Annotated in this window: 17 protein-coding genes; 15 read left to right on the top strand and 2 right to left on the bottom strand. The window is 69.2% G+C overall.

Annotation, left to right across the window (positions count from 1 at the left end; all coding sequences use genetic code 11):
* Nucleotides 1-53: 53 nt before the first annotated feature.
* The 14 genes from ACLHG5_RS05905 to ACLHG5_RS05840 all read left to right on the top strand — a co-directional run bounded on the left by ACLHG5_RS05905 (nt 54) and on the right by ACLHG5_RS05840 (nt 23,885).
* Nucleotides 54-1,487: an aminobutyraldehyde dehydrogenase gene (locus ACLHG5_RS05905; protein WP_411318107.1), complete on the top strand. Its 1,434-nt coding sequence runs from the start codon at nt 54-56 to the stop codon at nt 1,485-1,487.
* Nucleotides 1,488-1,507: 20 nt separating this feature from the next.
* Nucleotides 1,508-2,128, top strand: coding sequence for an FHA domain-containing protein (locus ACLHG5_RS05900; protein ID WP_411318106.1), 621 nt, complete (start codon nt 1,508-1,510; stop codon nt 2,126-2,128).
* A complete protein-coding gene (locus ACLHG5_RS05895) occupies nt 2,125-2,961 on the top strand; it encodes a PP2C family protein-serine/threonine phosphatase (RefSeq protein ID WP_411315081.1) in 837 nt (278 codons plus the stop codon). The genes ACLHG5_RS05900 and ACLHG5_RS05895 overlap by 4 nt, the downstream gene beginning before the upstream one ends.
* A 163-nt stretch (nt 2,962-3,124) precedes the next feature.
* Nucleotides 3,125-4,552, top strand: a complete 1,428-nt coding sequence (locus ACLHG5_RS05890; RefSeq protein ID WP_411318105.1) for a serine/threonine-protein kinase — start codon at nt 3,125-3,127, stop codon at nt 4,550-4,552.
* Nucleotides 4,553-4,585: 33 nt separating this feature from the next.
* On the top strand, nt 4,586-10,471 hold the full coding sequence (locus ACLHG5_RS05885) for an Ig-like domain-containing protein (RefSeq protein WP_411318104.1): 5,886 nt from the start codon (nt 4,586-4,588) through the stop codon (nt 10,469-10,471).
* 61 nt (nt 10,472-10,532) lie between these two features.
* On the top strand, nt 10,533-11,504 hold the full coding sequence (locus tag ACLHG5_RS05880) for an AAA family ATPase (protein ID WP_411318103.1): 972 nt from the start codon (nt 10,533-10,535) through the stop codon (nt 11,502-11,504).
* A complete protein-coding gene (locus ACLHG5_RS05875) occupies nt 11,501-12,925 on the top strand; it encodes a DUF58 domain-containing protein (RefSeq protein ID WP_411318102.1) in 1,425 nt (474 codons plus the stop codon). Before ACLHG5_RS05880 ends, ACLHG5_RS05875 begins: the two co-directional genes overlap by 4 nt.
* Nucleotides 12,922-15,225 (top strand): transglutaminaseTgpA domain-containing protein, encoded by a 2,304-nt coding sequence (locus ACLHG5_RS05870; RefSeq protein ID WP_411318101.1) that lies wholly within the window; start codon nt 12,922-12,924, stop codon nt 15,223-15,225. The genes ACLHG5_RS05875 and ACLHG5_RS05870 overlap by 4 nt, the downstream gene beginning before the upstream one ends.
* Entirely contained in the window at nt 15,222-16,208 is a 987-nt protein-coding gene (locus ACLHG5_RS05865; RefSeq protein ID WP_411318100.1) for a double zinc ribbon domain-containing protein, read from the top strand. Before ACLHG5_RS05870 ends, ACLHG5_RS05865 begins: the two co-directional genes overlap by 4 nt.
* Before the next feature lie 145 nt (nt 16,209-16,353).
* Nucleotides 16,354-19,473, top strand: a complete 3,120-nt coding sequence (locus ACLHG5_RS05860) for an FtsK/SpoIIIE domain-containing protein (RefSeq protein WP_411318099.1) — start codon at nt 16,354-16,356, stop codon at nt 19,471-19,473.
* A gap of 228 nt (nt 19,474-19,701) precedes the next feature.
* Nucleotides 19,702-20,910 (top strand): ABC transporter substrate-binding protein, encoded by a 1,209-nt coding sequence (locus ACLHG5_RS05855; RefSeq protein ID WP_411318098.1) that lies wholly within the window; start codon nt 19,702-19,704, stop codon nt 20,908-20,910.
* Nucleotides 20,910-22,109 carry an ABC transporter ATP-binding protein gene (locus tag ACLHG5_RS05850; RefSeq protein WP_411318097.1) on the top strand — a complete coding sequence of 400 codons (1,200 nt, stop codon included), beginning with the start codon at nt 20,910-20,912 and terminating at the stop codon, nt 22,107-22,109. Before ACLHG5_RS05855 ends, ACLHG5_RS05850 begins: the two co-directional genes overlap by 1 nt.
* A 1-nt stretch (nt 22,110) precedes the next feature.
* Nucleotides 22,111-23,022 (top strand): ABC transporter permease, encoded by a 912-nt coding sequence (locus ACLHG5_RS05845; protein ID WP_411318096.1) that lies wholly within the window; start codon nt 22,111-22,113, stop codon nt 23,020-23,022.
* A 2-nt stretch (nt 23,023-23,024) separates the two neighbouring features.
* Nucleotides 23,025-23,885, top strand: a complete 861-nt coding sequence (locus ACLHG5_RS05840) for an ABC transporter permease (protein WP_411316289.1) — start codon at nt 23,025-23,027, stop codon at nt 23,883-23,885.
* On the opposite strand, the gene ACLHG5_RS05835 is transcribed toward ACLHG5_RS05840, so the two are convergent.
* Both ACLHG5_RS05835 and gabT read right to left on the bottom strand, forming a co-directional pair.
* The gene (locus ACLHG5_RS05835; RefSeq protein WP_411318095.1) at nt 23,874-24,905 is read right to left on the bottom strand and encodes an asparaginase; all 1,032 of its coding nucleotides are present in this window, start codon (nt 24,903-24,905) and stop codon (nt 23,874-23,876) included. The two genes, ACLHG5_RS05840 and ACLHG5_RS05835, sit on opposite strands and share 12 nt — an antisense overlap.
* Nucleotides 24,902-26,275, bottom strand: coding sequence for a 4-aminobutyrate--2-oxoglutarate transaminase (gene gabT / locus ACLHG5_RS05830; protein ID WP_411318094.1), 1,374 nt, complete (start codon nt 26,273-26,275; stop codon nt 24,902-24,904). The genes ACLHG5_RS05835 and gabT overlap by 4 nt, the downstream gene beginning before the upstream one ends.
* Nucleotides 26,276-26,333: 58 nt before the next feature.
* On the opposite strand from gabT, the gene ACLHG5_RS05825 reads away from it, so the two are divergent.
* Nucleotides 26,334-26,843 (top strand): OsmC family protein, encoded by a 510-nt coding sequence (locus ACLHG5_RS05825; protein ID WP_411318093.1) that lies wholly within the window; start codon nt 26,334-26,336, stop codon nt 26,841-26,843.
* Nucleotides 26,844-26,916: the final 73 nt, after the last annotated feature.

The following is a 26,916-nucleotide window of genomic DNA, read 5'->3' as shown; positions in this document are numbered from 1 at the left end:
TCAGTGGTGTTCCACCTTGGCGTCGTGTGCGGCTCGTGGCTATCGTTGGTCGCATGACTCGAGAGCTGAAGAACTTCGTCGGTGGGCAGTACGTCGAGGCGCGGGCGACGTCGTCCTTCCAGGTGATCGACCCGGCGACCGAAGACGCATACGCGGTGTCGCCCGTGTCGAGCGGAGACGACATCGCCGCGGCCTACGAGGCGGCGAGCTCGGCGTTCGACGGATGGAGCGAGTCGACACCAGCGGAGCGCCAGCTCGCCCTCTTCCGGATCGCCGACGCCGTCGAAGCCCGTGCCGACGAGTTCGCCGACCTCGAATCGCTCGACACCGGCAAGCCCCGAGCCACCCTCGTCGCCGACGAGATCATGCTCTCGGTCGACCAGATCCGCTTCTTCGCGGGGGCGGCGCGCAACCTCGAGGGCCGCGCCGCGGCGGAGTACATGGCAGACCACACCTCCTTCATCAGGAGGGAACCCGTCGGCGTCGTGGGTCAAGTGACGCCGTGGAACTACCCGCTCAACATGGCCGTCTGGAAGTTCGCCCCCGCCATCGCGGCCGGAAACACGACGGTGCTCAAACCGAGCGATACGACCCCCCAGTCCACGCTCCTCCTGGCCGAGGTCGCCGCCGAGTTCCTTCCCCCGGGAGTGCTCAACGTCGTCACGGGCGATCGCACGACGGGGGCGGCGATGATCGAGCACCCGACTCCGCAGATGGTCTCCATCACCGGATCGGTGCGCGCGGGGATGGAGGTCGCGAAGAGCGCGGCATCCGATCTGAAGAGGGTTCACCTCGAACTCGGAGGCAAGGCGCCCGTCGTGGTCTTCGACGACGCGGATATCGAGAGGGCCGTCGAGGGGATCGGGATCGCCGGATACTTCAACGCCGGCCAGGACTGCACGGCGGCGACGCGAGTGCTCGTGCACGAGAGCGTGCACGATCGCTTCGTCGACGCCCTCACGGCGTGGGCCGGCGAGAACGCGCGCACGGGCGCCCCCGACGACGAGCGGGCGTTCTTCGGAGCGCTCAACAACGCCGACCAGTTCGGTCGCGTGCGATCGGTCATCGACGACCTGCCCGCGCACGCCGACGTGACCGTCGGCGGCCGGAGGCAGGGTGAGAGGGGCTACTTATTCGAGGCGACCGTCGTCACCGGACTCGAGCAGAGCGACGCCGCGATCCAGAACGAGATCTTCGGCCCGGTCATCACGGTGCAGAGATTCACCGACGAAGCGCAAGCGCTCCGGTGGGCCAACGACGTGCACTACGGGTTGGCGTCGTCGGTCTGGACACGCGATCACGGTCGCGCGATGCGGTTCGCCAAACGCCTCGATTTCGGGTGCGTGTGGATCAACACCCACATCCCCCTCGTGGCCGAGATGCCCCACGGTGGCTTCAAGCACTCGGGGTATGGAAAAGACCTCTCGTCCTACGGATTCGAGGACTACACGCGCGTCAAGCACGTGATGTCGTACATCGGCGAGTAGGCCGACCGTAGGCTGATCGGATGCGGCCAGCCGATTTCGACGACGACACCGTTCTCGTGCCGCGAGCGCCGGGCACCGAGCGCGGCACCGGTGCCCCCGCCGAGTTCGACGAGGACACCGTCATCCGACCTGCCGTCGCGCCGGTTTCCACCGCGGTTCCGGTTCCGTCCCCGCTTCCGCTCCCGCCCGTGGTGCCGGTTCCGCGGTCTGCGACCCGCGTGCCGCCGGGCAGGATCGACGACTCGCGAGCCCCGATCGCCGCGTACCGGTGGAGTCTCAACGATGGCCCCGCGCGATCACTCGATCGCCCTGTTCTCGTGGGACGGGCACCGCGTCTGCCCCGCGTGGTCGACGACGTGGTCCCCGTGCTCGAGACCGTCACGTCGCCGGGAAAACTGGTCTCGTCGACCCACGTGAGGCTCGAACGACAGGGGGCGTCCGTCGTCGTCACCGACCTGAGGTCGACGAACGGTACGCTGGTGACCTCTCCGGGAGCTGTGCGAGTGGCTCTCGGCCCGGGGGACTCGATCGTCGCCGTCCCCGGGACTCTCATCGACATCGGTGACGAGAACGTCATCGAGATCCTCCCGATGGAGAGAGTCCGACCCTCAGACCCCCCGCTCGAAAGGCTCTTTCCTTGACGCAAATCGGCCGCTCAGGGCGACACACCCTGACCATCCCGGGAACGGCCGACGACTCGTTGTCGCTCTCCTGGGGATCCGCCACCGATATCGGTCGCAAACGTCAGCTCAACGAAGACAGCTACCTCGCGCAGTCGCCGTTCTTCGTCGTCGCCGACGGCATGGGCGGGCACTCGTCCGGCGACGTCGCGAGCCGCGCGGTCGTGACGCGCCTCTCACAGGTCGATTCGAAGGACTTCGCCGAACCTGAGGAGATCTTCACGGCCCTCAAGCTCGCGACCGAAGACATCGCGCTCGCCGCGGACGACGACGATCGGGGCGTCGGCACGACGGCGACGGGCGCCGTGCTCACGGTGCACGGGGGAGAGGCCTACTGGGCCGTCTTCAACATCGGCGACTCCCGGGTCTACCAGTTCGAGAACGGCGAGCTCAAACAAGTGACCGTCGACCACTCGGTCGTGCAGGAGCTCGTCGATGCGGGCCTCATCTCGAAAGAGGATGCCGAGTTCCACCCCGACAGCAACGTCATCACGCGCGCCGTGGGATTCAACGCGCTCCCCGTCGCCGACCTGTGGATGATCCCCGTGCGCGCCGGCCTCCGTTTGCTCGTGTGCTCGGACGGACTCACGCGCGAGGTCGATGACGACGAGATCGCCGACCTCCTCGCCGAGGGCCCCGATCCGCAAGACGCCGCCGAGGCCCTCGTGGCCGCCGCCCTCGAGTCGGGTGGCCGCGACAACATCACGAGCGTCGTCGTCGACATCGTGTCGAGCGTCTCGACGGGGGAGTTCGAACTCGAGAACACGCTTCCGAAGCAGACTCCGTCGGACTGAGCGGACGCGGATGTCGCGACCCCCGTTCTGGGGGTCGGCGCGCGGGTCGCGCCGGCCCTCCACCGGGGTCGCACAACCGCACCGTCGGTAGAATGAGGGACCTGTCGGTGTGCTCGCGACGATCGTCGTGGTGCGCCGACGCAACACGAGGCGGAGGGGCGTAATGGCCAGACGTCTGCCGTCGACGCCCCCGGTCCTCCCGGGCTTCACACACGTGCACCTCCTCGGTTCGGGAGGGTTCGCCGACGTGTTCCTCTACGAGCAGAACATGCCGAGGCGTCAGGTCGCGGTGAAGGTCATGCTGAGCGAAGTGGTCGACGACCACGTGCGGGACATGTTCAAGGCCGAAGCCAACGTCATGGCGCAATTGAGCGCGCATCCCTCGATCCTCACGGTCTATCACGCGAGTGTGTCGTCCGACGGACGCCCCTACCTCGTGATGGAGTTCTGCTCGTCGTCGCTCACGGAGCGCTATCGCAAGCAGCCCATCCCCGTGCCCGAGGTGCTCCGCATCGCCATCAAGGTCGGGAGCGCGATCGAGACGGCGCACCGCGCGGGCGTGCTTCATCGCGACATCAAGCCGTCCAACATCCTGACCACCGCGTACGGCCACCCCGTGCTCTCCGACTTCGGGATCGCGACGACCCTCGGGGAGTCCGACACGGTCGAGGCGATCGGCATGTCGATCCCCTGGTCGGCCCCCGAGGTCTTGCGCGACGACACCGCGGGCACGATCGCGAGCGAGGTCTGGTCGTTCGGTGCGACGGTCTATTCGCTGCTCGCCGGACGCTCTCCCTTCGAGGTCGCGGGTGGGTCGAACAAGTCCGCGGACCTCATGGCGCGGGTCGCGAAAGCGAAGGTGCCCCCGATCGGTCGACCGGATGTGCCCGCGAGTCTCGAGCGAGTGCTGCACCGTGCGATGTCGCGACGCCCCGAAGACCGCCCCGGTGCGATGATCGAGATCGTGCGCGAGCTTCAAGCGGTCGAGATGGAACTCGGCGTGAACCAGACCGCGGTCGAGGTCGCCGTCGACGACTGGGCCCTCACGACCGTCACCGATTCGGAAGACCGCACGCTCATCCGCGCGGCCGCGACATCCGTTCCCGCGGCGTCCGACCGACGCGCTCGACGTCGCGCTGCCGCGCGCGGAGGCATCGCCGTCGAGTCGAACCCCGACACCTCGATGGTCTCGGGACCCGCCTCGCGGAGCACCGCGACGAAGACCGGCCTCGGGCGCACAGGCGTTCGTTCCGTGACCTGGGCGATCGTCGCCGTCGTCGTCGCGGTTCTCGCGGTCGGCGGAGTCACGACGGCGACCCTCCTCGATTCGGCGTCGGACGACATCCCGCGCGTGACCGACATCGCTGCGGTGACGACGGCGACATCCGTCGAGTTCTCATGGGACGACCCGGGGCTCCGCCCGTCGGACAGCTACCAGATCACGACGTCCGATCAGACGTCGAGCATCCAGTCGAGCCCGCGCTTCACGGTCGCGTCGATGGGCGAAGACCGCGTGTGCATCGTCGTCGCCGTCAATCGCGACGGGAAGAACGGCGAAGAGAGCGCCGAGAAATGCGTGGACCTCAGCTAGTGCGGCGCGAACATGGATAGGCGGCGACCCGCCATGAGCAGGTCGCTCGGGTGGACGGTCGCGAGCGGAGTCGTCATCGCGGCTCTCGTCGGTACCCTCGCCGTGGTCTCCGACGGATACGAGGCCCAGCGCTTCGACCTCGGCGACGGCTCGGTGTGGGTCGCGAACGGGGGCGAGAGCGTGGTGGGCCGGGCCAACACCCAGATCGCGGCGCTCGACACCGTCGTCGAGACACCGGGCAACCAGCTCGATGTGCTGCAGTCGGGAGCGACGGTGCTCGTCGCCGACGGGGCCAACGCGACGCTCGGGATCATCGACCCCGCGAGCGCCGAGATCGTCGAGAGCATTCCGCTGCCGCCGCAAGCACCCGAGGTTCTGCTCGAGGGCGACACCATCGTCATCCACAGTCCGCCCACGGGAGGCGTGTGGATCCGCTCGATCGCCGATCTCGCCTCCTTCGACAGCGAGGTCGAGCCCGACCTCAGTCTCGGCGCCGATTCCCTCGTGTCACTCGAGACCGACGGCACCCTCGCGGCTTTCTCGAGCGACGCGCGCGAGGTCTACACGCTCGACGCGGGCGAGACGGATGCTGTCGAGCAGACGTGGGACGCCGACTTCGGTGACGCCTCGAGCGAGCTTTCCCTCACGACCGTGGGCGACCGCTGGGCCCTCCTCGACGCGAACTCGAACACGATGCTTCTCGAATCGGGCGAGGTCGACCTCGAGCCGCTCGTCGGCGAGGGCACGGCCGTGGTGCAGAACGCGAGCTCGACGGGTTCCGCGGTGCTCGTGGGCTTCGACGGGGGGCTGATCTCGATCCCCCTCTCGGGAGGTGACCCTGTACAACTCGTCGAGGACAGAGCCGGCGCGGCCGTCGTCCCCGTCGTCTCGAACGGATGCCGATTCGCCGCGTGGACCGACGGCTCGCTGTGGCGGGACTGCGGCGACGGCGCCGAAGAGTTCGCGCTCGCATCGGTTCCGAGCGGGTCGACGTCTCTCGCCTTCGTCGAGAACGGGCGGCATCTCGTTCTGAACGACCCTCAGGGCGGGGCGTCGTGGGCGGTGCAGTCGTCGGGCGAGCTCATCGACAACTGGGCCGAGCTCATCGCGGATCCGACCGACGACCGGGAGGTCGAGGAGAACGACGACGAGGTGCCGCCGGAGTTCGAGACGGAGCAGGTCGCGCCCGTCGCCGTGGACGACGAGTTCGGAGCGCGCCCGGGCCGCGCGAGCGTTCTGCCCGTGCTTCTCAACGACTACGACCCCAATGGCGACGTGCTCGTGATCGACGCCGTCGACCCGCTCGATCCCGAACTGGGCAGGGTCGACGTCATCAACGACAGGCAACGCCTGCAGATCACCCTCGAGAGCACCGCGACAGGATCGGCGACGTTCGGCTACACGATCTCCGACGGTCGCGGAGGCACGGCGACCGCGACGGTCACCGTGACCGTGAGGTCGCCCGAGGAGAACGGTGCCCCGGAGCAAGTGCGCTCGACGACCGCGTCGGTCGCGAGCGGCGCGAGTGTGACGCGAGCGGTGCTCGGTGACTGGGTCGATCCCGACGGCGACACCTTCTATCTCGCCGGCGCGACGACCGCGGCACCCGACCTCGTCTCGTTCAAGCCCGAGGGAACCGTCGTCATCCAGGAGGGTGGGGCATCCGGATCCTCGCGGACCGTCGGCCTCTCGGTGACCGACGGCACCGATGTGGGGTCGGGTTCGATCGCGCTCACGGTGCGCGATCGCGGTGACGTGCCGATCGTCGCGGATCCGTTCGCGGTGGTCGCCTACGCGGGGCAGGAGCTCCGCATCCGTCCACTCGCCCACGTGCGGGGAGGCACGGGGCAGCTCCGACTGAGCAGTGTTCCCGAGAAGTCGGGGTCGACGGTCGACCTGTCCACGAACTCGGGCTCGTTCACCTTCACGAGCGAGCAAGTGCGCTCGCACATCGTCGACTACGTCGTGACCGATGGTGACGAGACGGCGACGGGCACGGTGCGCGTCGACGTGCAAGCGCCTCCCGACGCCGGTTCGACGCCCATCACGATTCCCAAGACCGTCTTCGTGCGGACCCTCGAAAGCGCCACGCTCCCGGTGGCCTCGACCGACATCGACCCCGCGGGGGGTGTGCTCCTCGTGACGGAGACCTCGGGTGGCGGACCGGGGACCGGTGTCGCGGCGTCGGTCATCGATCAGCGCGATGTTCGCGTGACCCTCACGGCGCCTCTCGACGACGGCCCCGTGACGCTCGGCTACAGCATCACCAACGGCCTCGCGAGCGCCGACGGCACCATCACGGTCGTCGAGATCCCCGCCCCCGAGCGCTTCCAGCCCCCCATCGCAGCAGACGACAGCATCACGGTTCGGGTCGGCGACGTCGTCGACATCCCGGTTCTCGCGAACGACCAGCACCCCGACGACGAGGAGCTCACCCTCAACCCGATGCTCGTGACCGATCTGCCGCGCGAGTCGGGACTCGTCTTCGCGTCGGGGAGCGTGCTGAGATACCTCGCCCCCGGGGACACCGGCAACTTCACCGTCGTCTACGAGGTCGCCGGTCCCGACGGGCAAGTGGCTCAAGCGGAAGTGGCGATCTCGGTGCGCGAGGTCGTCGTGTCGACCAACGAGGCGCCGACACCCTCGCGTGTCGTCGCGCGGGTCTCTGCGGGCGAGACCGTGCGGGCGCGCATCCCCCTCGCGGGAATCGATCCCGACGGCGACTCCGTGCAATTGCTCGGCCAGGAGTCGAGCCCCGAGAAGGGCTCGGTCACCGATGTCGGGCCCGACTACATCGAATACCTAGCGGGCGAGTATTCGGCGGGAACGGATCAGTTCAGCTACACGGTCATCGACGCCCTCGGTGCTCGCGCGACGGGAACCGTGCGCATCGGCATCAGCCCGGCGACCGACACGGTGCGCAACCCCGTGACCGTGGAGGACGAAGTGACGATCGCCCCGGGTAAGACCGTGTCGATCCGCCCCCTCGAGAACGACTTCGATCCCGACGGCGGTGTTCTGAGCGTCGCCGCGGTCGAGGCCAACACCGACGACATCGTCGCGGAGATCGACGGTGACGTCGTCGTCGTGACCCCGCCGGAGGAACCGGGGCGCTACGGGCTCGTCTACACGGCCCAGAACGAGCTCGGCGGTTCGGAGTCGAACTTCATCACCGTCGTCGTCGACCCCGACGCCCCGCCGTCGTACCCCGTCGCGAGCGACACCGTGCTCGGTCTGTCCGACATCCTCGATCGCGACGAGGTGACGGTGGATGTGTTGCGCAACGTGTTCTTCGCCGACGGCAGTGTCCGGTCGCTCGAGGTCTCACTCCTCCCGGGGTTCGAGCAGAACGCCGTCGTGACCGACGGGGACCGCATCACCGTCGAGGTGGCCGACGAGCGCCAGATCATCCCCTTCGCGGTCGCGAACCCCGACGACCCGACGATCGTCGCCTACGCCTTCGTTCGGGTTCCCGGGCTCGACGACTCGCTTCCCCAGCTCGATCGCACGGCGTCCGCCCTCTCGGTCGTGAGCGAGGAGACGATCGAGATCGACATCAACGACCACGTCATCGCGGCGGGGGGTCGCGAGGTGCGGCTCGTCGACGCGGCATCCGTGCAGGCGACGAACGCCGACGGTGCCGAGCTCGTCGTCGACGGCACGACCCTGCGGTTCACCTCGGAGGACACCTTCTTCGGCCCCGCCTCGATCTCGTTCCAGGTGACCGACGGCGAGGACGCCGACGATCCCGACGGTCGCGAGGCGACGATCGTGTTGCCTATCACCGTGACTCCGCGCGAGAACCAGCCGCCGGTATTCGCGGGAGCGAGTCTCGAGTTCGAACCCGGCGAATCGCGCTCGTTCGACCTCGTGAGGCTCACGACCTACCCCTACCCCGACGACACAGACGAACTCGCCTACTCCGTCGTCTCGGCGCCGCCCGAGGGCTTCGACTTCCGGATCACCGGGTCGAGCCTCGAGATCACCGCGGATGCCGACGCCCGCACGGGTTCGCGAGCGTCGCTCGCGGTCGGCGTGCGCGACGAGGTCTCGGAGGGGCGGTCGGGGCGCATCGAGCTCGCCGTCGTGAGATCGACGCGGCCCCTTGCGCAACCCGCATCCGATTCGGTCGTCGCACCGCGGGGCCGCACGACGGTCGTCGACGTTCTCGCGAACGACTCCGCGACCAACCCCTTCCCGGGGGAGCCCCTACGCGTCGTCTCGATCCGCGGCCTGTCGGGTGCGGCGCTGCCCGACGGCGTGCGAGTGACTCCGAGCGCGGACAACAGCCGTCTCTCGGTCACCGTCGATGACGCCGCGGCACCGATCGATACGAACCTGCAGTACGAGGTCGCCGACGTCACGGGAGACGAGAGCCGGTACGTCTTCGGGCGGGTGCGGATCTCGGTTCAGGATGTCCCCGACGCCCCCGTCGCGCCGACGCGGGCCGACGGCGGCTACGAAGAGGGCCAATTGACCCTGCGACTCACGGCGCCGCAATCGAACAACTCGCCCATCGCGGGATACGAGGTGCGCAGTTCGAGCAACGGCGGCTACTCGCGAGACTGCGGAACGGCGCTCCGGTGCGTGCTGACCGACCTCGAGCCCGGCGCGCGCTACTCCTTCACGGTCGTCGCGAGGAACGCGATCGGCGAATCGGAGTCGAGCCCCGCGAGCGAGCTCCTCGCGGCCGACTACCTCCCCGCTGCGCCGACGTCGGTGACCGCTCGACCGTCAGCGTCGAACCCGTCGGGTGGGGCGCTGCAGATCTCCTGGTCCGCCGTGCCGCGACCGAGCAGGGGAACGGATGTCGACGGCTACACCGTGCGCGTCACCGGGCCGGGAGTCGACTACACGACGACCGCGTCGCGAGGGACGACGTCGATCACGACGAGCGGCGATCGCTCCTTCGCGGCGAACACGCAATACGTCGCGACCGTCTACGCCTTCAACCGGGCGCAAGTGATCAGCGACGCCGACTGGCGCCGCACCTCCTCGGCCCCGGTCACGACCGTCGGTCCGCCGTCGCAGACGACCGGCGGGGTGTCGGCTGTCCTCACGGGCCGCTCCGGCGATATCCGGGTCACGTGGGGCTCGAGTTCGCCGAACGGGGCCCCGGGAGTGGACTACTCCGTCGGGCAGTTCGCCCCGGATCAGACCGTTCCGAGCTCGTGTGCCTCGGGAGCGGACCACCCCGGGGTCGCTTCGGGTGCTGCGGGAGTGGCGTCCGGCTGGGTCGACTCGGCGGCTCGGGACGGTTCGAGATACGTCTACGTCGTGTACGCCGACAACGGGCTGTTCTGCACGCCGACGGTCTCCGGCGCGGTTGAGAGCAAGGTCGCTCCGGGCGCCCCGAGCGCTTCGGTGGCCCTCGCGGCCAACGGGGGAACCCCGGGAGCGGGCCAGCTCGACATCCGCGTCGACGGACTCACGGGCGGGACGGGCATCACGGCGCGCTTCGAGGCTCGAGTGGGCGGCGGACCGTGGACGTCGGTGAGCGCCGGCAGCTTCCTGACATCGGCCGCGAACGCGAGTGTCTACGGCGCACCGCAGACGGTGGAGTTCCGCGGGTGCCGTGACAGCAGCGCCGATTTCTGCGGCGCGCCCTCGAGCGGGGAGACCCTGACCCCGATCAACGCTCGTGCCTCCCTCGTCTCGTGCAGCCCCGGCAGCACGCCGACCGCGTCGGCCCCCCGGAACGCGGGGAGCCCGGCGGTGCGCTACCTCTATCAGTTCAACGACGGGGGAGTATTGGGCGACTGGAGCGCATGGGTCGAGTCGACGGACGCGAGTGCCATCGTGCCCGATCCGGCGCTCCTCGGAACCGGGGTCACCCGGGCACGAGTGCAGGCCGTCGTGACCGTGGACGGCGGCGAGAGCTTCCGCGACGAGGGACACGACGAAGCGGAGTGCCGATGACGACAGCGACAGCGACAGTGACGATGAAGACAGCACCTGACGAACGACGAAAGACGGCCTCATGACGATGACTCCCGAACAAGCGGGTTGGTTCGCAGCGAATTTCACGAGACTCGTCTCCAACGTCGAGTCGGTGCTGCTCGGCAAGACTCTCGTCGTGCGGTTGTCGTTCACCGCCCTGCTCTCCGAGGGCCACCTCCTCCTCGAGGACTTTCCCGGAACCGGCAAGACGTCGCTCGCGCGGGCGATGGCGCAGACCGTCGCTGGCGTCAACAGTCGCATCCAGTTCACCCCCGATCTGCTCCCCGGAGACATCACGGGAGTGAGCATCTACGACCAGCGCTCGGGGTCGTTCGACTTCCACCGCGGACCGATCTTCGCCGACATCGTGCTCGCGGACGAGATCAACAGGGCGAGCCCGAAGACCCAGTCCGCGCTCCTCGAAGTCATGGAGGAGGGGCGGATCACGGTCGACGGCGTCACCCACGACGTCGGATCGCCCTTCATGGTGATCGCAACCCAGAACCCCATCGAGCAAGCGGGCACCTACCGTCTGCCCGAGGCACAACTCGACCGCTTCATCATGAAGACCTCGATCGGTTACCCGGATCACGCGTCGACCATCCGCATCCTCGAGGGGGCAGGCGCTCGCGCCCACGACACCGTCGTGCCCGCCGTCGCGACCTCGGAGACCATCACGAGCATGGCCGCCCTCGCGCGCACGGTGCACGTCGACCCGTCGATCAACGACTACGTCTCGCGCCTCGTCGAAGCGAGTCGGGGCGCCGTCGAGGTGCGGCTGGGCGTCTCGGTGCGTGGTGCGCTCGCGCTCATCCGCACGGCCAAGACCCTCGCGGCGGCGTCGGGGCGACACTACGTCGTTCCCGACGACATCAAGGTGCTCGCCGAACCGGTGCTCGCCCACCGCCTCGTGCTCGACGCCGAGGCGGAGTTCGACGGGGTCACGACCGCGAGCATCGTGAGTCAGTTGCTCCTCGAGACCCCTCCGCCGAGCGATCGGCAAGCGGTGTGACGCCGAAGGGCATCACCGAGCAGCGACGCGCCGACGACAGCGCACTCCCGGCCCCCCTCACCCGCTCTCGCGTCGACGGCGCGACAGCGACCCCGGGGGGCGCCGCCGGACTCACGAATGCGCGATCGCGCATCGTCGGTGACCGCACCGGGCTCCTCGCCGACATCGTCGTCGCGCTCGTGCGATCGGCTCGCGCGACACGCACCGCCCTGGGTCGCGCCGCCCACGGCATCGCGGATGTCGTGACACCCCTCGGATGGGCGATGGCCGTCGTGGCCCCGCTCGCCCTCCTCGCCGGATACGCGCTCGGGTGGCTCGAGCTCGTCGTCATCGGGTTCGCGAGCGTCATCCTGCTCGCGGTCGCGACGATCTACCTCATCGGTCGCACGACCGTCACGATCGAGATCGAGACGCCGATCGACCACGTCGTCGTCGGTGATCCCGCGGCGGGCACGATCGTCGTGCGCAACCCCGCGTCGCGACGGGTGCTCGGCACACAGATAGAGATCCCCGTGGGCGACGGCGTCGTCGCCGTCGCGACTCCGAGCATCGCGGGCGGCGGCAGTTTCGAGCACCGCTTCGATGTTCCGAGCTCCCGACGCGGAATCGTCTCGATCGGTCCCGTGCGCTCGGTTCGAGCCGACCCTCTCGGACTCGTGCGTCGCGACATCGTGTGGGAGGGGGCTCGCGAGCTCTACGTGCACCCGCGAACCGTGCGGCTTCCGAGCACGAGCACCGGCCTCATCCGCGATCTCGAGGGCAAACCGACGAGAGACCTCACCAACAGCGATGTGTCGTTCCACGCCTTGCGCGAGTATGTGCCCGGAGACGAGCGCCGCTACATCCACTGGAAGAGCACGGCCAAGACCGGCACCCACATGGTGCGGCAGTTCGAGCAGACCCGGCGCAGCAGGCTCGTCGTCGCGCTGAGCCTGTCGACGGGAGACTACGCCGACGTCGGCGAATTCGAGATGGCGGTGAGCGCGGCGGCGTCACTCGGACTCCGCGCCATCCGCGACGCGCGCGACGTCGCGGTCGTCGTCGGCGACGTGACCCCCGCGTTCGCGAAGCGCAAGGTCCTCGGAATCACGAGCCTCCCCGCGGCGAGCCCCCGACGACTCCTCGACTCGCTCTCCGGGGTCGAGCGCGAGGAATCCGCGCTCGGGATGCTCGACACGGCGGCCCTCGCCGCTGACTCGGTGCCCGGCATCTCCGTCGCCTTCCTCGTGTGCGGGTCGACGCCGACCGTCGGCGAACTGCGGGCGGCATCCGTGCACTTCGCTCTCGACGTCGAGGTCGTCGCGGTCGTGTGCGACCCCGAGGCGAGCCCCGGACTGCGCCGGATCGCGGGGCTCACGGTGCTCACGATCGGCTACCTCGACGACCTGCAGCGATCGCTCTCGAGATCGGCGGCGGCGTGAGACGGCGACGGGGTATCGATCGCGCCTACATCGCGACGACCACAGCGTTCGCGTGGCTGTGCGTCGCGATCGCCGCGACCGCGTTCTGGCCCGTCTACGAGTCGTTCCAGTTCGTTCTCGTCGTCGCCGTGACGACGGTCGTCGCGACCGTCATCGCCGTCACGGCCGCCGTCTATCGGCTGCCGGCCCACGTCGTCGGACTCGCTGTCGTCGGAGCCTACGCCGTTCTCGGAGTGCCCCTCGCCGTGCCGAGTCGGGCGCTCTACGGCGTCTTCCCGACCCTGCAGGGTCTGCGCGATCTCGCCGTCGGAACAGCCACGAGCTGGAAGCAGCTCGTCACGGTGACGCTCCCCGTGGGCAGTTTCGAAGCCCTCCTCGTGCCCGTCTTCCTCCTCACCCTCCTCGTCGTCACGATCACGATGTCGGTCGCGCTCCGGTCGACGAAGCCTGCGTGGGCGGCTCTCGGTCCCGTCGTGCTCTTCCTCACGGGAATCGCCTTCGGATCGGCCGTCGCGTTCCTCCCGTTCGTGCTCGCCCTCGCACTCACCGCGGCGACTCTGCTCTGGCTCACGTGGTCACGCGCGCGCCGGTCCATCGTCGGCCGGAGCGCGGCATCCGGCGAGAACTCGGCCGCGTCGGTGCGCCCCGTGCCGATGCGCACTCTCCTCGCGGCCGTCGCGATCATCGCGGTCGCGGCCGGAGGGTCGGTCGCCGCCGCGACGGCCGTGCCGCCGACGGCGGAACGCGAGGTCGTGCGCACCGCGGTCGAGCAACCGTTCGACCCTCGCGACTACCCGAGCCCGCTCAGCGCATTCCGGAGGTATCTCGAGCCGGGTGCGGCGTCGACCGAGATGGCGAGCGTCGACGGGCTCGAGCAGGGTGATCGCCTCCGCATCGCGACCCTCGACAGCTACGACGGCATCACCTATTCGGTCGGGAGCGATCGCGTCGCGAGCGCCTCGGGAACCTTCTCTCTCGTGCCGTTCGAGTTCGATCAGTCGGCAGTCGAGGGCGACCCCGTCGACATCGAGGTCACGATCGGAGCGTACGAGGGCGTCTGGGTTCCGACCGTCGGGCAACTCGAGAGCGTGAGATTCACGGGCGCGGGGGCGGGAGCGCTCCGTGACTCGTTCTACTACAACGACAACTCGGGCACGGCCGCGTCGCTCGCCGAGCTCGACGACGGCGACCGGTACGCGCTCAGCGGCGTGGTCCCCAAGGGCTCCGAGTCCGCGGATGTCTCGGACCTCACGCCGGGAACCGCGACGCTGCCTCGGGCTACCGCCCTTCCCGACGAACTCTCCGTGGCGCTCGACCGCTACGTCGACGGTGTCGAGAGCGCGGGCGACCGCCTCGAGGCGGCGCTCGACGGGCTTCGTGCGGAGGGATACGTCAGCCACGGGGTGGGCGACGACGAGCCGTTCAGCAGATCGGGTCATTCGGCCGATCGACTGACCGAGCTGTTCACGGCGACCCCCATGGTGGGCGACGAAGAGCAGTACGCCGTCGCGGCGGCTCTCATGGCCCGCGAACTCGGCTTCCCGGCGCGCGTCGTGATGGGATTCGTTCCCGAGGTGACGTCGGCGACGACGGTCGTGCGGGGCGACGACGTGAGCGCGTGGATCGAGGTCGATACGGCCGAGAACGGGTGGGTGACGCTCGACCCGACCCCCCTGGAGCGCGAGATCCCCGACGAAGTGGTCGAGGAACCCACGCAGGTGGCTCGGCCGCAGTCACCCGTGCAACCGCCTGTCGACGACCAGGATCAGCTCGATGATCAGGTGCCTCCCGACACCCTCGACGACGACACCGAGGAGGATGACGGCGTGCTCGCGTGGCTCGCTTTCGCCGGCACGGTGCTCGCGTGGTTGCTCGTGGCGGCCGCGATCATCGCGGCTCCGTTCCTCGCGATCGTGGGTGCCAAGGTGCGCCGGCGGATTCTGCGCCGCCGCAGTGCCGAACCCGTCGAGGCGGTGACCGCGGGGTGGCGCGAGTTCGAAGACGCGGTCGTCGATCACGGGTTCGACCCTCCGGCCTCGGCGACGCGGTCGGAACTCGCCGCCGTCGTGCCCGGGGGACAGGCGGGCGCCGTCGCCGCCGCAGCGGACCGCGCGGTCTTCTCGCCCACCGGGGCGAGTAGAATCGATGCTGATCAGGTGTGGCGCGCGGTGGACGAATTGCGAGCGGATCTGGATCGGGGGCTCACCCGTCGCGAGCGTTTCGCCGCGGCGGTGTCACTGCGGTCATTCGATTCTCGACGCGGCGCGCGCACGACAGACGAGCCGAGGCGGAGCAGATGAGGTGCGCAGCGTGCGGTGACGAGGTGCCCGAGGGCGCGTTGTTCTGCGGGGAGTGCGGACGCTCGGTGAGCGCCGCCGATTCCCGCGCTGTCGGCCGCCCGCCTGTCGCCACCGAACGGGGAACGATCGGGGGGCTCATCCTCAGCCCGCCGGACGACGCGGGATCCACCGCCGCGGGCGACACGTGTTCGCGATGCGGCGAACCCGTCGGGGTGCACGACATCTTCTGCGGTGAGTGCGGTCATGTCGTTCGCGCGTCGAGTCTCGGATCGTCCCGCGCGGGAGACACGGCGATCATCGACCCCGGCGAGCTGCGGGTGCGTCGAGTGGCGGCAGACGACCGCGCGGCGGCAGGCGATCGTGTCGACCCGGCCGGGTCCGAGCGGTCACCTGCACCTACACCTGCGCCCGAGCCCGCACCGGAGCCAGCTCCTGAACGCGCACCCCGCGCGGATTCCGGTCGACGTTCTGCGGGGTCACCGCTCATCCAGCCCCCACCGCCCGCCGATCCTCCCCGCCTTCCCCCCTCCCTCCCCTCGCGATCGACCCCTCGACCGTTCGTCGCTCCTGTAGCGGCCCCGTTCGTTCCGTCGAGCGACGACGGAGACGACATCGACGATCTCGAGGCGACGCGCATCGTGTCGTCCCGGCGTGGTGGCGAGAGACTCATCCTGCAGTTCAGTACCGGCGAGAGTGTGACGATCACGGGGTCCGCGCTCGTCGGCCGCAACCCGCGCCCCGAGCCGGGCGAGCACTTCGACCACATCGTCAGGGTGCTCGATCCGTCGAGGTCGGTGTCGAAGACACACCTGGAGATCGGTCAGGAGTCCGGTGTCGTCTGGATCCGCGACCGCTACTCCGGAAACGGGTCCGTCGTGCGGGAACCCGAGCGCCCCGCCGTGCGCTGTGACGCGGGAAAACGCTACCGGATCGAACGCGGCACGCGCATCGACATCGGCGAGCAGTTCTTCATCGTCAGCTGACCTCCCCTCCCGTCCCTCGCGCTTGTCGACGGATTCCGCCGGCTGGCGCGACTCGAAGGGAATGCACCGCGTCATCCGCTCCACTGGGTGAGTGCGTTCTCCCCACTCCCGCCTCGCGCGCCCGGGTCCGACGCCGGAGCCGCGAGTGTCTCCGGCCCTCCGACGCACGACCGGGGTCGTGAGCGCCGATACCGTCGTGCTCCCCGATCCCGTCGTCGAGAGCGCGCCGTACACGTTTCCGGTCCTCGCGACGGTGGCACCGGTTGCGGGATCGCTCGTCATCTGGTCGATCACCTCGTCGCCCTTCGCGCTCGTCTTCGCCGCCCTCGGGCCTCTCGTGGCGCTCGCGAGTTTCGCCGACTCCCGGTGGTCCAGCGCACGCGCCCGTCGGATGGACCGCGCGCGCTTCGCTCTCGAGTCCGAGCTCGCGCGAGAGCACATCGAGAGCGCTCACGACGCCGAGCGGGCACGACTGCTCGCGGAGCACGCTCCCATTCACGCCGTCGTCACGAGCGAGCGGCACGATGACGGCGCGTGGCCCCCGCTCGATCACTTCCGCCCCCCGCCGCTCGATGACGGGAGGCCGGGGCCGCTGCTCGTCTCCGTGGGTGCGGGGATCATCCGATCGACCATCAAGATCGAGACGAGTGCCGCCCGCCGAACGACCGGCGATCCCCTCATCGACGAGCTCCGGCGCGCTGCTGGCTCGCTCGAACGCGCTCCCGTCGTCGTCGACGCGAGCGCGGGGATCGCGATCCTCGCGCGCCCGATCGTCGCGACGGCGGTGGCTCGCGCGATCGTCGCGCGGATTCTGCACCGGGTCGATCCCGCGAGCGCCGTCATCGCCGTCTCGGGCGACACCGAGGGGGAGTGGGACTGGCTCCGGGAGGGGCCGCACCGCGTGGCGTTCGAGCCGACAGGCACACGGACTCGGGGTCTGTCGATGACGGTGATCACCGTGACGGCAACGGCGCGGTCATCACGCGAGTCCGGCGGGGGAGCGGACCTCGTCGCGGTGTTCGTGCCGCGACCGGGTGCCGGGCACGCGACGCCCGGGGTGCCGCGGACTGCCGCCCGGATCCTGCTCGAGTCGCGCCGCGCTCACCGGGGCGCCGTGATCGACCGTGGTGTCGTGGTGGTTCCGTCACGTGGTGGCGGCGACGCGCCGACCGAGGTCGCATTCGATCTCGTGGGCGTCGACGAAGCCGTCGCGTTCGCGCGCTCTCTGCGCTCACGGTGGGAGAGCGAGGCCGGCGCGAGCGCGATCCGCGAGCTGCCCACCGTCGTGGGACTCGCGGACGCTCGCGCCGCGGCGCCGGGGATTCCCGCCGATATCGATACCGGCACCGGCACCGGCTCCGGGACCGCGGCATCCGCGACCCTCGCGTGCGCCATCGGTGTGCGGTCGACGCCTCACGGCCAGCCCCAACCCTGGATCGTCGATCTCGTGCACGACGGCCCTCACGCCGTGATCGGCGGCACGACGGGAAGCGGCAAGAGCGAACTACTCGTCTCGTGGATCGTCTCGATGTGCACGAGCTATCCGCCGGCGTGCGTCACGGTGCTTCTCGTGGACTTCAAGGGCGGCGCGGCGTTCGATCCCGTGCGCGGGTTGCCCCACTGCGTCGGAGTCGTGACCGATCTCGATCGGGTGGCGGCGAAAAGAGCCCTCGAGAGCCTTCGAGCCGAAGTCCACGTGAGGGAGCGAGCCCTGCTCGCCGCCGGGGCGAAGACGATCGACGCTGTGCCGCCGTCGACGGCCCTTCCCCGACTCGTGATCGCGGTCGACGAGTTCGCCGCCCTCGCCCGCGACTTCGTCGAGTTGCACGACCTGTTCACCGATCTGACCGCACGGGGGCGCTCGCTCGGCATCCACCTCATCCTCTGCACTCAGCGCCCCGCCCACTCTCTCAAAGACGCGATCATGGCCAATTGCTCGCTGCGCATCTCTTTGCGCGTGACGAGCGCGGCAGACAGCTCGGCGGTGGTCGGCACTCCGGATGCGGCGACCCTGCCCCGCAGACCCGCGGGCCGCGCACTCGTGAGCGCGGCGCTCGAGCCCCCCGAGACCGTGCACGTCGCCTCGACCTCCGACGCGGACATCGCCCGCGCTCGGGCCGCCTGGCCGGGGTCGGCGCGGCCGAGGAGGCCGTGGTGCGACCCTCTTCCGGGCCGGATCTCGATCGACGAGGTGCGCGCGCTCGGGTCGGGTCACGACGACGAGCCGGCCGGGTCGAGCACGATCGGGCTCCTCGACGTGCCGGAGGAACAGGATCAACCGGCGGCCCGCTGGCACGCTGAGGTGGACGGCGCGCTCCTCGTGCTCGGTTCGGCGCGCTCCGGCAAGACGACGGCCCTCCGCGCCCTGCGACCCGTGACCGGGGAGAGGCTCTGGGTCGAGACCGACACCGAGGCGGCGTGGGACGTCGTGTCAGAACTGGCGGCGGCGATCGCCGAGGGGTCACAGCGCCCCGCGCTCCTCGTCGTCGACGACCTCGACGCCCTCATCGCATCCTTCGGGCGCGAGCACGAGGCGGAGTTCGTCGACAGACTCGCGACCGTCATCCGGTCGGGGGCGCGGTGGTCGATCCACGTGGCGCTCGGCGCCCAGCGCGCGAGTCCCGCGATCTCCGCTCTCGTCGCTCTGTGCGGCTCGACCCTCCTGCTGCGCGCGAGCTCAGCTCACGAACACGTGCTGTGGGGCGGCCGCAGCGAGGACTACGACGGCCGTGCGAACCCCGGCCGGGGAATCTGGCGAGGTCACGCCGTTCAGATCGTGCACGACGGCCCGCCCGCGGTCCCGGTCGCCCATCATGTGCACGAGATCGCCTTCGACCGGGCGCGGACGACGGCCGTCGTGACGACGCGCCGGGCCGAGATGAGTCGGCGCCTCGCGGGCGTCGAGGGGGTGAGGGTCGTCGACCTCGCGTCCGTCGTCGGAGCAGAGCGTGATGCTCGCCCGCCGCGCGTGACGAACACGGCCTCCCCGGACGCCCCCGGAAGTGACATCGACGTGCAGCACGCGGGAGTGCACTCGATCGTCATCGGAGAGCCGGAGCAGTGGTTCGCCGCGGGAGCGGTTTTGAGCGCGATGCGCGGGCGCGTGACCCTCGTCTTCGATCACTGCTCGTCGAGCGAGTACCGCTCACTCGCCCGCTCGACGGTCGCGCCGCCTCCCCTCGACGGCGCGCGGGGGAGGGTCTGGTCGATCGACGAGAGCGGGCGAACCCGTCGCGCGCGATTGCCCGGGCCCGCCGACGGATGATCCGTGTCCAGTCGACGGCATCAATCCGCCCGACGGTGTGGATCCGGCCCGAGACGCGTGAATCCGTGGTGGAACACCGCCCACAGAGCGGATTTCGTGAAATCTTTGTTTCGATATGGCGCATACGGTCATCCGCACCCACCTCCGCCGCGAGCGGTATGCCACTATCAGTCAACACGGATCGTCGCCGATCCGAATCACTCACCCCCATGTGAAGGAGTGTTGACCATGACCAGACCGCTTCCTCGGGACCCCGTCATCCGCGAACTCGTCGTGCGAGCGCAGCGGGCTCAGCTCAGCCGTCGCGGTCTCCTCGGTGGTCTCGGTGTGGGCGCCGCCGCGCTCACCCTCGCCGCGTGCTCGCCGACCGGCTCGAGTGCTCCGACGGCGGCGACCGACGACTCCGACACCGACCCGACTCTCGCGTGGGCCAACTGGGCCGCATACATCGACGAGGACGACAACGGGGACTACCCGACCCTCGAGCGCTTCCAAGACGAGACCGGCATCGCCGTGACGTACGACATCGCCGTCGACGACAACAACACCTACTACGGCAAAGTGCGCGACCAGCTCCAGCTCGGTCAAGACATCGGCGCCGACCTCGTGTGTCTGACCGACTGGATGGTCAACAGGCTCATCAGGCAGGAATACGTGCAAGAGCTCGACCTCGACAGGATCCCGAACTCGAGCAACCTCGTCGCATCGCTCCGCAACCCCGACTTCGACCCCGGCCGGCAGTTCTCACTGCCGTGGCAGGGCGGTTTCGCGGGCATCTGCTGGAACAAGGAGAAAGTTCCCGGGGGTCTCGAGTCGGTCTCGGACCTGTGGGACCCGTCGCTGCGCGGTCGCGTCGGGGTGCTCTCGGAGATGCGCGACACGATCGGGCTCATCATGCTCGAGAACGGCGTCGACATCAGCGGGGACTTCTCCTCCGACGAGTTCATGGATGCCATCGACGTCTTCTCCCAGCAGGTCGCCGACGGGCAGATCCGCAACATCAAGGGCAACGCCTATCTCGAAGACCTCAAGAGCGAAGACACTCTCGCGGCGATCTGCTGGTCGGGCGACATCACGGTCATCAACGCGGAGGCCGGCGACAAGTGGGAGTTCGCGATCCCGTCGGGGGGAGGAACGCTCTGGAACGACAACTTCGTGGTGCCCATCGGCTCGTCGAAGAAGTCGAACGCCGAAGACCTCATCGACTACTACTACGAGCCCGAGGTCGCGGCGGAGGTCGCCGCCTGGGTCAACTACATCACCCCCGTGGAGGGCGCTCGCGAGGCCGCCGCGGCGATCGACCCCGAACTCGCCGAGAACCAACTCATCTTCCCCGACGCGGACACCTTGGCCCGGGCTTCGATCTTCCGGGGACTCGACGGCACCGAGGAGAGCGACTTCAACTCGGCGTTCCAGGCCGTGCTCCTGGGGTCCTGATGGTCGGGAGTGCTTTCGCCGAGGCGGGGGCCGACCTCGAGCTCGTCGGAATCGAGAAGCGATTCCCGGGTTTCACGGCGATCGAGGACCTCGATCTGCTCATCCCCGCCGGATCGTTCTTCGCCCTCCTCGGCCCCTCGGGGTGCGGCAAGACGACGACGCTCCGGCTCGTCGCGGGCCTCGACGAGGCGACGAGCGGTCGCATCCTCATCGGAGGCGTCGACGTGACCGAGACGAAGCCCTATCAGCGGCCCGTCAACACCGTGTTCCAGAGCTACGCGCTCTTTCCGCACATGAGCATCATCGACAACGTGGCCTTCGGGTTGCACCGCCGCAAGATCCGCGACGCGCGAGACAAAGCGCACGAGGCCCTCAGACTCGTCGAACTCGACCACCTCTCCGCGCGCAAGCCCGCACAACTCTCGGGAGGGCAGCAGCAGCGCGTCGCTCTCGCTCGCGCGATCGTCAACCGGCCGGCCCTGCTCTTGCTCGACGAGCCGCTCGGGGCACTCGATCTGAAGTTGCGCAGGCAGATGCAGCTCGAGCTCAAGAGCATCCAGGAGGAGGTCGGCCTGACCTTTCTGCACGTGACGCACGACCAGGAGGAGGCCATGACGATGGCCGACACCGTGGCCGTGATGAACAAGGGGCGCATCGAGCAACTCGGCGCCCCGTCAGAACTCTATGAGCTCCCGCGCACGGCCTTCGTCGCCAACTTCCTCGGGCAGTCCAATCTCTTCAGCGGTGAGGTGGCCGGGTCGACGTCGACATCCATCTCGGTGGATGTCGACGGCCACCGCGTGACGGTGCCCACGTCACGAGCTCACCGCCACTCGGGCACGATCACGGTGGGGGTCCGACCGGAGAAGCTCCGTCTCTGTGTCGACGAGCCCGCAGCGTCGTCTGGTGTCAACATGCTCGGTCCCGGTCGGGTGATCGACGTCTCGTTCGGGGGAGTGAGCTCGCAGTACCTCGTCGCGATCCCGGGGCTCGACCCCGTGGTCGTGTTCGTGCAGAACACGGGCTACGCGCCGCCGACGGTCGAGGGAACCGAGGTCTGGGTCGAGTGGGATGTCGACCACGGGTTCGGCCTCGAGGACGAGGTCACTCCCGCGCCCCGTTTCGCCGCAGACACCGACACCGCCTCGCTCGCCGTGCAGAAACGGCGCGCGCTCATGTCGGAGCTCGAGGAGTCCTAGCGTGGCTTTCACCGCGTTCTCCACCGCGCCAGCCACGACGGATGCCCCGCGCCGCCGGAGCCGCGTCGCCCTCATACTGTTGCTCCCCGGCATCCTCTACCTGCTGTTGTTCTTCCTCGTCCCGCTCGTCTCCCTCGTGCTCACGTCGCTGCAGGCGCCCGCGGAGTTCGGCGACATCGGGCAGTATCAGTCGGCGTTCCGCTGGGAGAACTACACGGCGGTCGTCGGGCAGTACGGCACCCAGATCGTGCGGTCGTTCGTCTACGCCCTGCTCGCAACCGTCTTCGCGCTGCTCTTCAGCTACCCGCTCGCCTACTTCATCGGGGTCACCGCGAGACCGTGGCCGCTGCTCCAGAAGCTCATGCTCGTGCTCGTCATCGCGCCGTTCTTCATCAGCTTCCTGATGCGCACCCTCGCGTGGAAACAACTGCTGTCGGATGAATCGCCGATCGTCACAGGCCTGAAAGCGCTCTCACTGCTCGCCCCCGACGCCTACGTCACGGGAACGCCCTTCGCGGTCGTCTTCGGTCTGACCTACAACTTCATCCCCTTCATGACCCTCCCGCTGTACGCGGCTCTCGAGCGGCTCGACCTGCGATATCTCGAGGCGGGGAGCGACCTCTACGCGTCGCCCTTCACGACGTTCCGCACCGTGACGGTTCCGCTCTCGATGCCCGGGATCGTCGCGGGGGTCCTCCTCACCTTCATCCCCGCGGCGGGCGACTACGTCAACGCGAGTCGCGAGTTCCTGGGCGGCACCGGCACGGCGATGATGGGCAACGTCATCGAGAGCAACTTCCTCGTGTCGCTCAACTACCCCGCCGCAGCCTCCCTCTCGATCATCCTCATGGCCGTGATCCTCGTTCTCGTGACGGTCTACGTGAAGCGAAGCGGAACGGAGGACCTCCTGTGACGATGCAGCAGGGCGCGGTGCTCACCGACGCCGTCACGACACCCCCGAGACCCCGGCGCGCGCGTCGGAGTCTCTCTCTCGGCCGCTGGCTCCTCCCGGTGTACACGGCTCTCGCGCTGCTGTTCCTGCTCATACCGATCGCTTACACGTTCGTGTTCTCGTTCAATGATTCGGTGAGGTCGAACATCTCCTGGCGCGGGTTCACGCTCGACAACTGGACCGGGGTCTGTGACGCCCAGGACGTGTGCGAGGCGTTCGGCAACAGCATCCTCATCGGCGTGACGGCGACGATAATCGCGACGACTCTCGGCACCATGATCGCGATCGCTCTCGTGCGCTACCGCTTTCGGGCGAGGTCGAGCATCAGCCTGCTGCTGTTCCTTCCGATGGCGACGCCCGAAGTCGTTCTCGGAGCGGGGCTCGCCGCCCAGTTTCTGAGTGCGGGAGTGCAGAAGGGCCTCGGCACGGTCATCATCGCCCACACGATGTTCTGCATCAGCTTCGTCGTCGTCACCGTGAAGGCGCGAGTCGCGAGCCTCGATCCATCGCTCGAAGAGGCGGGGCGCGACCTCTACGCGTCACCCGCCCAGGTGTTCTGGCGCATCACTTTTCCGCTGCTGCTGCCCGGCATCGTCGCGGCCGCTCTTCTCTCGTTCGCGCTCAGTTTCGACGACTTCATCATCACGAACTTCAACTCCGGTGCCGCCGTGACCTTTCCGAAGTTCGTCTACATCGCGGCGGCGCGGGGGATTCCCGCCGAAGCGAATGTCGTGGCGTCGGGGGTGTTCCTCTTCGCGATCGTGCTCGTGCTCATCGCGCAGCTCTCCTCCACTCTGCGAGCGCGTCGGATGTCATCCCGCTAGCGCGACGGAGCGGATGCCCCCGACGGGTTGCCCGCCGCCGAGCACTCGCTCCGCGGTCTCGGCGGCGACGGCGGCCGACTCGTCGGGGTCGACGAGACCGTGGGCGGCGAGGATGTCGAGGGCCACGGTCGTCGTCGCGCGGAGGTTGCCGTCGAGCATCTTCATGGCGAACCCGGTTCCGTCGGGCATTCCGACGACGAGCACCCCTTCGGCGCCGAGTTTGGCGATGACACCGAGCCTGTCGATGACCACGGTGTTCGACCGCCCCGGCCCGTCGATCGCCCACGGGTGGTCGAGGATCGCGCCCGCGAGTGTCGCAGCGAGCGGGTCGTCCCCGCGCTCGCGTGCCCCGGCGATCCGTCCGATCCCGCGTGCGAGCGCCGTGAGACCGGTCGCGAAGACGGGAGCACCGCACCCGTCGACGCCGACGCGGTCGGGAATCTGCCCGGTGTAGTCGGCGATGGTCTCGGCCACGAGCAGTTGCATCGGATGCTGCCGGTCGAGGTAGTCGCCGGTCGAGAACCCGTTGACACGGCAGGCCAGGAGGAACGCGGCGTGTTTGCCCGAACAGTTCATGGCGATGCGCCGCGTGCCGTGACCGGCCGCGTGCGCGTCGAGCATGGCGCGACGATCGAGGGGCCAGTCGTGAGGGCACTGCAGGTCGTCGGCGACCGCCCCGGCGGCGTCGAGCACGCGCTCGACGACGGCGATGTGGGCGGGTGTCCCCGCGTGGCTCGCGGTCGCGAGCACGAGCTCCTCGCCGTCGAGGGGTGCGCCCGCGCGGAGCGCCGCGAGAGCCTGGAACGGCTTGAGCGACGACCTGCCCCAGACATCCGCGTCGCCGTCGCCGAGTTCGAGAGCGAGCGTTCCGTCGGGTCTCGTGAGCACGGCGGCGCCGGAGTGCCGAGACTCGATGAGCCCCGATCTCTCGAGCACGGCGAGGGGAACGACCCCGTCGGGGCCGAGCGCCTTCCGTGCGGGCGGCGCGGGAGGCGCTCCCGTTTCTGCGACGCCGGTCACGCCGGGTCCGGGGAGAGCGACTCGAGAGCTGCGCCGAGGACGTCGAGGGCCTCGAGGAGCAGCTCGTCGGTGAGCACGAGCGAGGGCAGGAGCCTCACGACGTTGCCACGCGTGCCGGCCGCGATGAGGATGACGCCGTTCTGCAGGGCGAACCTCACGATCGCGGCGACGGAGGCCGGATCGGGTTCCGAGGTTGCGGGGTGCACGAGCTCGATCGCGAGCATCGCCCCTATTCCCCGCACGTCGCCGATGATCGGATGTCTCGACTGCAGCGCCCGAAGCGCGGGGAGCGCGACACCCTCGATCCGGCGGGCACGGCCCAGCAGGTCGAGCGATCGGATCTGCTCGAACACCGCGATCGCCGCGGCGGTGGACACGGGGTTGCCGTTGAAGGTTCCTCCGAGCCCGCCGGGGTGTGCGGCATCCATGATCTCGGCGCGGCCGGTCACAGCGCCGAGGGGATATCCGCCGGCGATGCCTTTCGCGCTCGTGACGAGGTCGGGCACGAGCCCGGAGTGTTCGCTCGCGAACCAGGTTCCCGTGCGGGCCATGCCGCTCTGCACCTCGTCGGCGACGAAGACGACGCCGTTCTCGGTGCACCAGTTCTGAAGGGCGACGAGGTAGCCCTCGGCGGGCACGATGAATCCCCCCTCGCCCTGGACGGGCTCGGCGACGATGCACGCGAGGTCCGCGGCACCGATCGACCTCTCGAGGTGTTCGATGGTGCGGGCGGCGGCCGCGGGGCCGTCGAGACCGTCGCGGAACGGATACGACCCGGGAACACTGTGGATGTCGGGAGCGAACGGACCGAACCCCGCCTTGTAGGGCATCGCCTTGAAGGTCATCGCCATCGTGAGGTTGGTGCGGCCGTGGTAGGCGTGGTCGAGCACCGCGACCGCCGACCGCCCCGTGTGCTTGCGGGCGATCTTGACGGCGTTCTCCACCGCCTCGGCTCCGGAGTTCACGAGCATCGACTTCTTGGCGTGATCACCGGGGGTGTGCTCGGCGAGCAGCTCGGCGACGCGCACGTACCCCTCGTACGGCGTGATGGTGAACATCGCGTGCGTGAGGCTCGCGGCCTGCGTCGTCACGGCGTCGAGCACGGCGGGGTCCGTGTGCCCGACCGTCATGACTCCGATGCCCGCGCCGAGGTCGATGAACTGGTTGCCGTCGACGTCGACGACGATGCCGCCGTGCGCTCGATCGGCGTAGACGGGCAGCGCGGAGGCGACCCCGCTCGCGACTGCGGCGTCGCGCCGCGCGGTGAGCGCGAGCGACCGGGGGCCGGGGATCGCCGTCAGGATGCGTCGCTCGAGGGGGATGTCGGCGCCGAGGGGAGCAGAGGTGAGGGGGAGTGCGGGATCGGTCATGGTGGATCGAGCGTACTGCCGACACCCGGCCGTGGGGAGGAGTCGGTAGCGTGGCGGGGTGAGCCTCCTCGACCCCGACCACCACTACCGCCTCGACCTCGAATGGACGGGCGATCGCGGCGTCGGCACCACAGGATACCGGTCCTACGGGCGCGACCACGTGTTGCGCGCCGTGGGGAAGAGCGACATCGCCGGGTCGAGCGACCGGGTGTTCCACGGCGACGCCGATCGGTGGAACCCCGAGGAGCTCCTCATCGCCGCACTCAGCCAGTGCCATCTCTTGAGCTACCTCCACGTCGCGACCAATCACGGTCTCGTCGTCGTCGGATACCGGGACTCACCCGAGGGGCTCATGAGGCAAGACGACAGCGGGGGAGGGGCGTTCGTCTCGGTGACCCTGCGCCCCGTCGTCACCGTCGCGACGCTCGCGGGAGTCGATGCGGCAGACGCGCGGCGACTCGCGAGGTCGCTGCACGCCGAGGCCGCCTCGAAGTGCTTCATCGCGGCATCCGTGGCTTTCCCCGTGCACCACGAACCCGAGACGGTCGTGGCTGCCGCGTCACACTGAACCGGTAGCCTCGAGGAACAGACCCTCAGGGTCCGCAAATGCTCGTGAGGCACACTTGCCGCTGCCTGAGCCC

It is taken from the genome of Marisediminicola sp. LYQ85 (genome assembly GCF_046600695.1).
Taxonomy (GTDB): domain Bacteria; phylum Actinomycetota; class Actinomycetes; order Actinomycetales; family Microbacteriaceae; genus Marisediminicola.
The sequence above is the reverse complement of the archived record's forward strand: the minus strand, read 5'-3'. Positions and strand labels throughout refer to the sequence as shown.